Annotated in this window: 13 protein-coding genes and 1 riboswitch; of the genes, 2 read left to right on the top strand and 11 right to left on the bottom strand. The window is 54.5% G+C overall.

Annotated features, from left to right (window positions below):
• Positions 1-2: 2 nt before the first annotated feature.
• The 9 genes from ybeY to ribD all read right to left on the bottom strand — a co-directional run bounded on the left by ybeY (position 3) and on the right by ribD (position 7,910).
• Positions 3-458 (bottom strand): rRNA maturation RNase YbeY, encoded by a 456-nt coding sequence (ybeY, locus tag EFB02_RS04165; protein WP_122820315.1) that lies wholly within the window; start codon positions 456-458, stop codon positions 3-5.
• Positions 455-1,417 carry a PhoH family protein gene (locus tag EFB02_RS04160; protein WP_122820314.1) on the bottom strand — a complete coding sequence of 321 codons (963 nt, stop codon included), beginning with the start codon at positions 1,415-1,417 and terminating at the stop codon, positions 455-457. Before EFB02_RS04160 ends, ybeY begins: the two co-directional genes overlap by 4 nt.
• Positions 1,418-2,200: a 16S rRNA (uracil(1498)-N(3))-methyltransferase gene (locus tag EFB02_RS04155; protein ID WP_122820313.1), complete on the bottom strand. Its 783-nt coding sequence runs from the start codon at positions 2,198-2,200 to the stop codon at positions 1,418-1,420.
• Complete coding sequence (gene dnaJ, locus EFB02_RS04150) at positions 2,200-3,303, bottom strand: molecular chaperone DnaJ (RefSeq protein ID WP_122820312.1); 1,104 nt, start codon at positions 3,301-3,303, stop codon at positions 2,200-2,202. The genes EFB02_RS04155 and dnaJ overlap by 1 nt, the downstream gene beginning before the upstream one ends.
• Before the next feature lie 24 nt (positions 3,304-3,327).
• Entirely contained in the window at positions 3,328-4,353 is a 1,026-nt protein-coding gene (gene hrcA / locus EFB02_RS04145; RefSeq protein ID WP_122820311.1) for a heat-inducible transcriptional repressor HrcA, read from the bottom strand.
• A gap of 149 nt (positions 4,354-4,502) precedes the next feature.
• Positions 4,503-4,976, bottom strand: coding sequence for a 6,7-dimethyl-8-ribityllumazine synthase (gene ribH / locus EFB02_RS04140; RefSeq protein ID WP_122820310.1), 474 nt, complete (start codon positions 4,974-4,976; stop codon positions 4,503-4,505).
• A 47-nt stretch (positions 4,977-5,023) separates the two neighbouring features.
• A complete protein-coding gene (gene ribA / locus EFB02_RS04135) occupies positions 5,024-6,268 on the bottom strand; it encodes a GTP cyclohydrolase II (protein WP_122820309.1) in 1,245 nt (414 codons plus the stop codon).
• Positions 6,265-6,861, bottom strand: a complete 597-nt coding sequence (locus EFB02_RS04130; protein ID WP_122820308.1) for a riboflavin synthase — start codon at positions 6,859-6,861, stop codon at positions 6,265-6,267. The genes ribA and EFB02_RS04130 overlap by 4 nt, the downstream gene beginning before the upstream one ends.
• A complete protein-coding gene (gene ribD / locus EFB02_RS04125; protein ID WP_147471028.1) occupies positions 6,846-7,910 on the bottom strand; it encodes a bifunctional diaminohydroxyphosphoribosylaminopyrimidine deaminase/5-amino-6-(5-phosphoribosylamino)uracil reductase RibD in 1,065 nt (354 codons plus the stop codon). Before ribD ends, EFB02_RS04130 begins: the two co-directional genes overlap by 16 nt.
• 73 nt (positions 7,911-7,983) lie before the next feature.
• Positions 7,984-8,105: riboswitch (FMN riboswitch) on the bottom strand.
• 93 nt (positions 8,106-8,198) lie between these two features.
• Between ribD and EFB02_RS04120 the strand changes: the two genes are divergently transcribed.
• Together EFB02_RS04120 and EFB02_RS04115 are read left to right on the top strand one after the other, a co-directional pair.
• The gene (locus EFB02_RS04120) at positions 8,199-9,002 is read left to right on the top strand and encodes a glutathione S-transferase family protein (protein ID WP_160115370.1); all 804 of its coding nucleotides are present in this window, start codon (positions 8,199-8,201) and stop codon (positions 9,000-9,002) included.
• Between the two features lie 22 nt (positions 9,003-9,024).
• Positions 9,025-9,909, top strand: a complete 885-nt coding sequence (locus tag EFB02_RS04115) for a DUF3097 family protein (RefSeq protein WP_122820305.1) — start codon at positions 9,025-9,027, stop codon at positions 9,907-9,909.
• Here EFB02_RS04115 and hemW read toward each other — a convergent pair whose 3' ends face one another.
• Positions 9,910-11,214: a radical SAM family heme chaperone HemW gene (hemW, locus tag EFB02_RS04110; protein ID WP_122820304.1), complete on the bottom strand. Its 1,305-nt coding sequence runs from the start codon at positions 11,212-11,214 to the stop codon at positions 9,910-9,912. It lies immediately after the preceding gene.
• Entirely contained in the window at positions 11,211-12,062 is an 852-nt protein-coding gene (gene trmB, locus EFB02_RS04105; RefSeq protein ID WP_122820303.1) for a tRNA (guanosine(46)-N7)-methyltransferase TrmB, read from the bottom strand. Before trmB ends, hemW begins: the two co-directional genes overlap by 4 nt.

Here is a 12,062-nt window from a genome sequence, read left to right as displayed (position 1 = left end):
GATTAACCTCGCTCCGCCAGGAAAGTCAGCAATAATTTACGTTGCAGAGCAAACATCTCTTTTTCTTCCTCTTTTTCCGCATGATCATACCCCAGTAGATGCAGGATTCCATGCACCGTGAGCAGCAACATTTCTTCGGTAGAGGAATGTCCCGCTCGGGCAGCCTGCTCCTGAGCTACCTGGGGGCAAATCACTATATCCCCTAAGATTCCCGCTTCAGTCGGGGAATCCGCATTTCCAGGGCGGAGCTCATCCATAGGAAAACTCATCACGTCAGTGGGACCTTCCAGATCTAACCAACGCTTATGTAGAGCCGCAATTACATCTGATTCCACAAAGATCAGCGACATTTCCACGGCAGGAGATACGTGCATCGCTTCCAACACATAGTCGGCAAGTTCTTGGAATTCCACCCCGTCGATCTGGTATTCAGTTTCGTTTAGCACCTCTACACTCATCGGCGCTCCTCCCCCTGGCGTTCTCGAGTTTTCGCGGATTGCTCATAAGCATCAATAATCATTCCCACCAGTTTATCGCGCACCACATCCTCACTGGTTAAATAACAAAAATCTATATCTTTAACTCCGGCGAGGACGTCACGGGCGTCCTTTAATCCCGACAGTTTGCCCCGAGGTAAATCAATTTGGGTAATATCACCGGTCACCACCATAGTTGACCCCTCCCCCAAGCGGGTCAGGAACATTTTCATCTGCTGAGTAGTGGTATTTTGGGCTTCATCCAACACGATAAAGGCATGAGAAATGGTGCGTCCCCGCATATAGGCGAGCGGCGCCACCTCGATAGTTCCCGATTCTAGCAACTGGGCAAGTTCTGCTGGTTCCAGCATTTCTCGCAGGGCATCATAAAGAGGGCGCAGGTAGGGATCGATTTTTTCGGTGAGGGAACCGGGTAAGAAGCCTAGGGATTCTCCAGCTTCTACGGCAGGACGGGTTAGTACGATCCGGGAAACCGCCCCTGATTCCAGGGCTTCCACTGCTTTTGCCATTGCCAGATAGGTTTTTCCAGTACCGGCCGGCCCCACCCCAAACACGATACGGTTATTGGTAATCGCCTCTAAATAACTTTGCTGACCAGGTGTTTTTGCCCGAATTTGCCGGCGTTTGGTACGCAACACCGGCCGAACTTCTTGGGTAGACATTAAAGTTAAGGCCTGCTGGACAGCCGCCGCCGATAACGGATTTCCGTGGCGGGCAGCCGCAATCAATTCGCTTAGCAAATCCGCCCCCATCCGTGCCTCGCCGGGATTACCTTGAAAAGTGACTATTCCACCACGAGAGTTAATCCGCACCCCCGGAAGATTGTCTTGTATTGCCCGTAACACCTGGTCACCAGGACCGAACACCAGTACCGGGTCTAGGTCTTCCGGCAATAGCACCTGAGTTTGTTCATAGCTCATTTAAAGAGATTCCTTCCGGCTCCACAGGCCACTACAAAGCCCTAGCGCTGCCAAGGCGGCCGGACCGGCGCTCGAGGAACGTAAAACCGTTGGTCCAAGCCTAGCCGCTATGGCACCCGCGGCTCTAAAATCTGCGGTTTCCTGCGGACTCACCCCACCCTCAGGTCCCACTATCACCTGTATCATTTTAGCTTGACATACCTGTTCCCAAGCTTCGGAAAGAGATAAGGAGGCATCCGGGTCAAGCAACAAAAACTTTTCTTCACCACTCCCGGAGGAAATTATTTCTCGCAGCTGTCGGGAATCAGCCAACGAATCTAAACGTGGCCAGTTCGCACGGCGAGACTGTTTTGCCGCCGCTTGCAGTAGTGACAGCCATTTCCTACTTCCTCGCTGCAGTTTTTGTCCCTTCCATTGCACGATGGACCGCTGCGCCGCCCAGGGGCGTACCCGACTCACCCCTAACTCGACTGCCGACTCTACCGCCTGTTCATCACGCCCTCCTTTAGAAAGCGCCTGGATTAGGCCGAACTGGGTATGCGGTAAGGGCAGGCGCATTACCTCTAGTACTTCGAACTCTAAATAACTTTTGTCAGTTGCCAATATCTGGCAGCGCAGACGCAGCCCCCTCCCATCTACAAGGTCGAGAGGATCGCCCACTCCTAGACGCAGAGAACCCACCGCGTGAGCAGCTTCTGCCCCTTTAAGGGAACCACGCCCTTTGGCCTGAAGGGCAGAAAGCGGAGGACAGGAGTCGTCACCTAAAAATACTGGAAGAAACATTAGCGACCTGCAAATCGTTCCCGCAAACGAGAGAATACCCCGCCATCCGCTAGGGGCTCGGGTTCCACCCGATCCTCTTTTCGTAGCTGAGCTAACTGTTCAATCAGCTCGCGCTGGGCAGTATCCAAGTTGGTAGGTACCTGCACCATAATGTTTACGATAAGGTCACCGCGGCCTTCCCGCTGCAGACGCCCCACCCCCAAACCGGGCAGGCGAATCTGTTGACCCGGCTCGGTACCAGCTGCAATAGTTATCTCTTGAGTTCCATCAAAAGTTTCCAGATCAACTTGGGTTCCCAAAATCGCGGCAGTCATCGGCACTCGCAAAGTGGTCTCCAGGTTATCGCCATGTCGAGAAAACACCCGATGAGCACTCACTTTAATCTCTAAATACAAATCTCCGCTAGGACCACCTCCCGGCCCAACTGCCCCTTTACCGCGCAGCTGCACTTTATGCCCGGTTTGTACCCCTGCCGGAATCTCAACCTGCATAGTAGCGGTGGTGCGCACCCGTCCTTCCCCAGAACACTCGGGGCAAGGATCCGGGATGGTGGTGCCATGACCGGCGCAGGCACTGCAGGGAACCGTAGACTGCATTTGTCCCAGGAAAGTACGGGTGGAGCGGGTTACCGAACCGCGCCCGTTACAAACCTGACAGGTACGGGGAGAAGTTCCGGGAGCGCAACAACTACCCTCGCAGGTAGTGCAGAGCACGGCGGTGCGTACCTGTACCTGTTTCTTTACCCCAAAAACAGCATCTTCCAAAGAGATATCTAGACGCTGTCGCAGATCCTCACCCCTTCGACCTCGAGGAGTAGGACCGCCACTTTCGGCTCCGAAGAAGGATTCAAAAATATCGGAGAACATTGAGAAGTCCCCCATACCGGAGCTGCCAAACCCGGATTCACCTCCCATATCGTAGCGGCGACGCTTGTCAGGGTCAGAGAGAACTTCGTGCGCCATAGAGACTTCTTTAAAAGCCTCTTCTGATTCCGGTCCAGCCACATCGGGATGTAACTTGCGGGCTTTCCTCCGGTATGCGCGACGAATTTCTGCCTCGGTGGCATCCCGGGAAACCCCTAGAATCTCGTAATAGTCAGCCACGGATACTTTCCCTCTTTCCTCAATCTACCTGGTCATCATCCGCGATAAATACCGCGAAACCGCGCGCACTATACTCATTGCACGCGGATAATCCATCCTCTGCGGACCCACTATCCCCACATGGGCAACTCCGCTTTCTTTATCTCCATAGGCACCAGTAACGATGGAAGTCTCCGACAGGGAGTGCTCCCCCGATTCCGAACCAATCGTTACTGTAACTGGAGAATCCTGTTGATCAATCTCGGAAAATAGGCGCAGCAATGTCACCTGTTCTTCCAAGGCATCCAAAATGGACCCAATGGAACGAGAAAACTCGGGACTAGAGCGCACTAGATTCCCTGCCCCCACCATCACAATCCTCTCCGTTTTTTCCCCGGTTAAGGTTTCGCGAATAATCGGCATAATTTGGGATATTAGTTCCAGTTGTTCCGGGCGCGCCCCGGCGGTTAACACCGGTTCTAGCTGGGATATTTGAGCTTCTTCCATTCCCTCTAGAGCGGAGTTTAATAGCATCGCCAAGGAACGGGCACTCGCAGAATCCACCTCGTAGCGGGTGTCAATCGTGGTTTGCTGCACCCGCGCACTGTTAGTAATCACGATTACCAACAGTTTGTATTCAGCCACCGGAATGAGCTCAATATGGCGCAAACCGCTGCGTTCAAAATGCGGATACTGCACAATCGCCAATTGCTGCGTAAGCTGAGCTAACACCCGTACAGTTCGTTCAACTACCTCATCAAAATCGGCTGACCCCAGTACAAAAGCTTCGATCGCGCGACGCTGAGAACTGGTGATCGGGCGTAACTCGGAAATCCGATCTACGAAGGCGCGATAACCCTTCTCTGTAGGCACTCGCCCGGCGGAAGTGTGCGGTTGATAAAGATAGCCCATTTCTTCCAACACCGACATATCATTGCGGACAGTAGCCGGAGAAACCCGCAAATCATGCCGGTCAACCAGCGCTTTAGAGCCTACAGGTTCACCGGTTTCCACATAGTCGGTGACGATAGCTCGCAAAACGTCGTCGCGGCGGATACTTGCCTGGCTCATTTCTCCTCACTATTCTCGGGCTGCGGCAGTGCGAATTACCATCTTGAAATTTTAAGCACTCTACCGCTTCGACTGCTAACTCTACCCTGATTGTCAGCTAGTTATTAACCTCAAATCGCAGATTCGCGCAAAGCAAAAGGCAACTGCGCTTAGTTTTTAGCTTCTGCTAGCACCTGCACCATAGCTAGCGCTGCCTGCACAGCCTCGTACCCCTTATCTTCGCGGGAAGATTCTAGCCCTACCCGATCCAGAGCTTGCTCAAGGTTATCGCAGGTAAGCAACCCAAACCCCAAGGGGATCTGGGACTCTACCGATACTTTAGTCAGGCCGTAGGTGGCGGCATCGCATACATAATCAAAATGAGGGGTACCCCCGCGAATAACCACTCCCAAACACACCAGAGCATCCGCCTTACCTCCCTCGGCATAGGCTTTAGCCGCTAAGGGAAGTTCGAAAGAGCCGGGAACCCGTACGACCTGAAAGTCAGCTTTCGCGTCCTGGCAGGCGCGTTTTGCCCCTGCTATCAGACCATCCATTACCCGTTCGTGCCAATGGGTAGCAATAATTACTACTTTCTTCCCAGCAGCTAAAGTATGCAGGTCGGGAACTCCAGCTCCAGACATTTCTTTCTCCTTAAGATATATAGATTATTGCGAATAAGAAGGTACGGCTATTTCCTATCTAGGAATTTATCGAGATCATGGAAAGTATGTCCCAGCCGTTTTTTGGTACGTAAATACTCAATATTATGGGGATCAACCCCCACTTCCCACGGCACAATTTCCTCTACCTGGATTCCATCTTGACTCAACAGCGCCTTTTGCGGGTTATTGGTCAGCAAACGAATATTAGTCATTTTTAGATCCCGCAAAATCGCCGCAGCCGCCCCGTATTCACGCAGGTCAACCGGCCACCCCAAATCAAGATTAGCCTGAGCAGTGTCCCGTCCTTGATCCTGAAGAGCGTAGGCTTTGATTTTTTCACTAAGCCCAATCCCCCTTCCTTCATGCCCGCGCAGGTAAATAATCGCTCCTCCCTCAGCGGATATTTTCTTCATCGCTTGCTGTAGCTGAGGACCGCAATCACAGCGTAAGGAAGCAAAAGATTCCCCAGTCAGGCATTCAGAATGCACCCTTACCAGCGCCGAAGCCTCAGGAGTTTTTTCCGATACTAGGGCGATGTGCACTGCCCCCATTTCCGCGTCCCGATAGGCGCGCACCGTGAAGTCCCCAAACTTGGTCGGTAATTTCGCACCCGCAATCTGCTTAACCCGAGGAATCTCAACCGCATTTGCCGGCGCTTCCAGCTGGGATAAAAATTCTTTCAGCTCGGCAACCGTAATCAGTTCCAGATTGAATTTTTCTGCAATCGCAAGACAATCGTGATAGCGAACCATAGAGCCGTCATCATGCACCATTTCCCCGATCGCCGCTACTGGCTCCAGGTCTGCCAGATTCATTAGATCTACGGCAGCTTCAGTATGTCCCGCCCGCACGAACACCCCGCCACTTCGTGCTCGCAGAGGCAAAATATGTCCTGGACGTACCAAATCTTCACTACGTGCGAGAGGATCAGCTAGAACCCGCAAAGTGGTACGCCGATCCGCAGCCGAGATTCCAGTGGTCACTCCCTGCGCAGCATCGCAGGAAACGGTGTAGCAGGTACGCAGTTGGTCTTGATTAGCTGGCCATTGGATTGGTAGTCCCAGTAACTCCGCACGTTCAGCCGGCATGGGGGCGCAAATGTAGCCAGAGGTGTAGCGCACCATCCATCCCATCCACTCCGGGGTTACTGTTTGGGCGCTAACGATCGCGTCAACCTCGTTTTCCCGGTCTTTAGAATCGGCGACTAGGACGGGCTTTCCGGCTCGCAGCGCTGCACCTACCCGCTCAAATAACTGCGCCAAATCACTCATTGGTTTTTACTCCCCTCCAGTAAACGTTCCACATATTTCGCTATCTGGTCAGTCTCTAAGTTGACTAACGAGCCGACCGTAAGGGTTCCTAAAGTTGTGTTATCGCGGGTGACAGGGATTATTGCCACCCGGAAATAGTCAGCACCCACCGCGGTTACCGTCAAAGACACTCCGTCAATCGCAATCGAACCTTTACGGGCAATCTGAGGCATTAGCGAGGGCGGAGCGGAGATTTGCAACTCCCGCCAGCGTTCTCCTTCCTCGAGGGAAGTAACTGTGCCGGTACCATCAATATGCCCGGCAACCAGGTGTCCCCCCAGGCGATCTGTCGGGAGGAGGGCACGCTCCAGGTTAAGCGAGTCACCTACTTGCTTTTGCCCCAAAGTCGTGAGCCTGACGGTTTCCGGCATCGCATAGGCATAAAAAGTGTTCCCTTCTACCCGGGTCACAGTGAGGCAAATCCCGGAGGTAGCCACCGATTCCCCCAGGGAAAGCTGGGGAGCGAAACTGCACGTTACCCCGATTTCAAGATCTTTTTCTTGTCTGGTTAGGGAGCTGATACTCCCTACCTGTTCTACTAACCCGGTAAACATGGCGTCTCTTTCTTTTCTAATGCCAAAAAAACATCTCCCCCTAGCTCTTTAACTTGTTGCAAACTAAATTCCATTGAGCTAGCCAAAGAGTCAATTCCCAGGTCACCTAGCCCTTGGCGCCCCGCCCCCAATAAGCGCGGAGCTAGATAAAGATGTAGCTCATCAACGAGATCTGCTTTTAGCGCCGCGGTTATTAAAGTGGGCCCGCCCTCCAACAGCGCAAAAATCTCTCCTTGCTGGTAGCAGCTTTCGAGTACCGCCTTTAGGTCGTGGGTGCGAGCCTGATTCGCTTTACCGGCCAGGTAAAAATCCGCGGGAATATCGCGGTTACCAATGACCAGGGGGCGCGGCTGATACGGGAGGTCACGTCCATCGGCTAGACGCGCGGACAGCTGCGGGTTATCGGCTAGTACAGTGCCGGTACCGGCAATAATCACATCGACACTGGAACGAATACGATGCGCGTAGGCGCGCGAGAGTCGGTTAGTAATCCACTTGCTAGATCCGTCCTTAGCGGCACAGTACCCATCTAAGGTTTGCGCTACTTTTGCAATCGTCCAAGGTCTCCCACGCTTAATCGCTTGAACCCACTTAATACTAACTGCTCGAGCGCTGGATATTACGTTTTCCTCAATCCCTACTTCCGCGGCAGTGAGGGCATTAATCCCCTGCCGCTTTAGATATTCCCCGCCCCCAGCGGCTTTAGGGTTCGGGTCTTGGACTGCCCAAATAACATTTTTAATCCCGGACTTTACTAGGGCATGACTGCAGGGAGGGGTTTTCCCGCTATGGTTACAGGGCTCCAGAGTGACTACTGCCGTGAGCGGCGCAGATCCGGTATCCTCTTTTAAGTTGGCGAGGGCATCTACTTCGGCATGTGGGCTGCCTGCTCCCCGGTGGTACCCCATCGCCAGAATCCGACCGGCAGGGGAAAGAATAGCGCAGCCTACTTGGGGATTCCCCCCGATTCGCGGGCCTTGCAGAGCAGCTTTAGTGGCGGCCGCCAGCGCATGAGTAAGCGCTGACCTGGGGGGCATCGATTGAGCCAACAAAAAACCTCCTCGCGAACAGCGTGTTCCGAGGAGACTTGGGCGCGCGAATACGCCACGCGAACGTAACCGCCCGTGCTGCCTCCCATCCGGACTGTAACCGTCGGTACCGGAATTTCACCGGTTCAGCCGCCCAAAGCGGGCGGGTCGCGGACTTTACCGCCGGCTCGGATTTTCACCGACCCCGGAGCACCCGTTCATTATGCCACATTTTGACTTGATTCGCTTAGCAAGCGAGGGTGCCACGCATTTGCAATAATGGGAAATGAGCTGAGAACAGGAGTGGTTATGATCCCGAATTATCGTTTTGGTAGCGAAGAGTTACCGGTACAAGTCGGCCGGTACCTGCTAGTAGTCTCTCCCCTCTGCCCCTATTGCCGGCGGGTAACGATTGCCCGACGGATTTTAGGTTTAGAGGCCGCGATTGGGGTGCGTTACGCTACCGGCTCTGGCCCGGATGGTTTTGAGTTTATTCGGGACGGTTACTCCTATGACCCGGTGCTGATGGTGCGTTCCGCGCGGGAGCTTTATCGCCACCAGCCCACTTTTGAGCCAGATGATCCCCAAACTGTTCCGGTGATTTTGGATTCCCAGCGGGATAACCAGATTGTGGCTACCGAGTCTGCCGATATGCTGCTAGATTTTTGCACCGCCTGGAAACCTTTCTGCCATTTTGAAGCCCCTGACCTGTACCCGCCAGCGGAACGGGAAAAACTAGATGAGCTTGATACCTGGCTTAATAAGCAGCTGGTCGCACCTTGCTGGGCGGTTTCTCATGGCAAAGCGGATGGACAGACGCGTGAAGAATTTTCGCGGACCCTGCGGCGTCTGGACGAGATGCTCCGGAAAAATCCGTTCCTTACTGGTCAGCAGCCCCGCGAAAGCGATATTCGTGCTTTTGTGGTTTTCCAGGTGATATTTTCTGCGGATCCCCAGATTTTGGGCGATTTCGAGGCGATTAGCGAGTACCTTTCGCGCCTGAGCAAGTTGCCTGCCTGGGTTAATCCGGAAGAGGCCGCGGCTCTTGACCCTAATTATGCCGGGAGCGGTGAATCTGAAGACTCTGCCGGGGCGGTAGCCTGTAGCGCCTAGGCTTTTCCCCTATAGTTAGGGCGTGTTTGATCGTTATGGAAAAGACGTCCTCGCTAATGATGATTGGCGCAAGCTTCCTGCTTCTCGCCCGGTTCCCGCTACCCGCGGTCTGGTTGTTGAAGACGTGATGACCGGTTTTGTAGGCGCCGTGTTGCGCTGTTATAAAGCCGGCGGCATGTATCTGGTGGAGCTGGAGGATCGCCACGGCAAAGTCCGAGCTTTCCCCCTGGGGACCGGTTTTTGGATTGATGGGCAGCCGGTAGAGCTGCGGGTTCCGCCTACAAGCAAAAACAATAAATCTCCGAAGTTGGCGAGCGGTCACGCCGCTACAAATTCCGGTTCTCGCCGCGCTCCACAGGACGATAAACGGCGGGCACGAGTCGCGCGGGCTTCCCGGATTTGGGTAGAAGGGCGCCACGACGCGGAGCTAGTGGAGCACGTTTGGGGCGATGACCTGCGAGAGCTGGGAGTGGTGGTAGAAATCCTCGATGGGGTGGATCATCTCGAGGAGCGGCTAGCAGAGTTCGGTCCCACCCCGCGCGAAAGAATCGGCGCCCTGGTGGATCACCTGGTAACCGGCTCTAAAGAATCTCGCATTGCCCGGCGTTGTATCGAAACTTTTGGCGAGGACGCGGTCGCGATTGCGGGTCATCCGTTCGTGGATGTGTGGCAGGCAGTAAAACCGCAGCGATTGGGGCTAGCGTCTTGGCCGCAAGTGCCGCGCGGTACCGATATTAAAGTGGGCTGCCTCCAGGCACTGGGGTTGCCAGCTGCAACCCAGGCCGATATTGCTCAGGGTTGGAAACATATTTTGCGGCAAGTACGCGACTGGCGCGACCTGGAACCCGGTCTTTTAGGGCCGGTGGAGTCCCTAATCGATTTCGTTACCGCCGCCGGCACCCGCTAGCTACCAGCCCAGCAATTCACCAGTAACATAGTCAGCCATTAAACGTCCACGCAAAGTAAGTAGCGCCTGCCCTTGATCCGCCGCTTCCGGCTGTAAATATCCCATTTCCACCAGGCGGGATAGCCGGGTGCCTTCCTCTGGTGTCAAATGCTTTACCCCCGAGGCGGTGCGCAGCCCCAACATAATCCGCTCCAGTTCCCGGCTGGCAGCAGTTACCACTTCCCCGTCTTGCACTGGGAGGTCACCTGCGGCTACGCTCCCAGCGTAGCCGCGGGGATGTTTGCGGTTCCACCAGCGCACCTGGCCAAAATGGGAATGCGCGCCCGGGCCGATCCCCCACCAATTCCAGTCTCGCCAATAGGCGAGGTTATGCCGCGATGCATTAGCCAGAAAAGTTGCATCCGGGATGTTCCGGCTAGGAAGCTTTTCGGCGTCTAGCCGCCTAGCCCAATTGGATATCTCGTACCATTCAAACCCAGCCGCACTCAACAACGTGTCTGCCAGCTGGTATTTTTCTGCCTGACTATCAGGATCTACCGGAGGTAGTTTCCCCCTCTCCACCAGGGCGTGCATTTTAGTGCCCGGCTCAACCACCAAAGAATAGGCACTGATATGATCCACTTCCAAGTCCAATGCTGCCCGCAAAGAAGCTTCCCAATCTGTTAGGGACTCCCCCGGAGTACCATAAATCAGATCTAAAGAAACTGCGATGCCAGCGCGGCGCAGAGCCGCTACCGCCTGGGGTAGATTTTCGGGACAGTGGGTGCGCTCCAAAGTTGCCAACACCTGAGGAACCGCCGATTGCATTCCCAAGGACACCCGGGTAAATCCGCTGGCCGCTAAGTCTTGAGCCACCTGGTCAGTTATCGTATCCGGGTTAGCCTCGGTGGATATTTCTGCGCCCGGTTTTATCCCCCAGGTGCGCGCTACCTCCTCCAGGATTACCCCCAGCGCCTTGACACTCAACATTGTAGGAGTGCCGCCCCCGAAATAAACTGAGGATGCCGGGGGCGGAACTAACTTATTTTCCCCTAAAAACTTGGCAGCCAGCGCCAGTTCTTTGCAGGCGGAATCATGATAGCTTTCCCGATCCGCACCGGCTCCAAAACCATTCACATAGGTGTTGAAGTCACAATACCCGCAACGCACCCTGCAGAAGGGCACATGAATATAGACCGTGAAGCCGGTTGCCTGCTGATCCAAAGCCGAACGAACCGCGTCCTCGCCTGTAACCTTATACAGTTCTGGACGCCCGCTTACACCGGCAGTGGAGAAAAGTTCCTGTAACTTGGCGGTACCGCTCACGAAAGCCGCTGTGCCACCAGGTCGAAGACCTCTCGTCCCGCATCTATTGCGCGCCGCTCAAACTTGGTCATCACGCGCCCATCCCAACGGGGTGCAAAACCGCCCCGCCCCGGATCCGGGTCTTCTTCATGGGGATTAACCCCAGCGTAAGGATTCTCGAAATAGGGGGAACTCTCAATCACATCTCGCATCTGGAATGCATAGTCCGACCAATCAGTAGCCAGTCTCCACACCCCACCGGGACGCAATACCCGCGCCACGGTTTGAGCAAAACCTGCCTGTACTAAGCGCCGTTTATGGTGTTTAGTTTTCCGCCAGGGATCCGGGAAGAAAGTCCATACCTCATCGAGGGACCCTTCCGGGAAAAGAATCGGCAAGGCTTGCGCCGCGTCAGCCTCAATAATTCGCAGGTTAGCAACCCCCGCTTTAACTGCCTTAGATACGGTTTGGGCTACCCCGGGACGGTAAACTTCAAACCCGATATAGTCGCGATCAGGATGGGACACCGCTGCCGACACAATCTGATCGCCATTGCCCGTCCCGATTTCTAGACGCACTACCGAGTTGCGGTCAAAAATCCGCTTAAACGATAAAGGCTTGGCATCCTCAGCCACCGCCGTATATCCCGCTCCGGCTGGTACCTCCAGTACATATTCACCGGCGTGTGCGTCCCAAGTATGTTGCAGAGAATCGCTGAGTTGCCGCGCCCGCGAAACAAATGACTTAGATCTGGCCAGATAACGGCCTTCGGGGGATGAAAGATCAAACTCAGTGTCGCTGTTTGCTATCTCCTCCACCGACGCCAGGTCTGCGGTCGCATCTTCGCGATCAGATATTTCTTCACTCAT

Source organism: Varibaculum vaginae, from assembly GCF_900604285.1.
Taxonomy (GTDB): Bacteria; Actinomycetota; Actinomycetes; order Actinomycetales; family Actinomycetaceae; genus Varibaculum; species Varibaculum vaginae.
The sequence above is the reverse complement of the archived record's forward strand: the minus strand, read 5'-3'. Positions and strand labels throughout refer to the sequence as shown.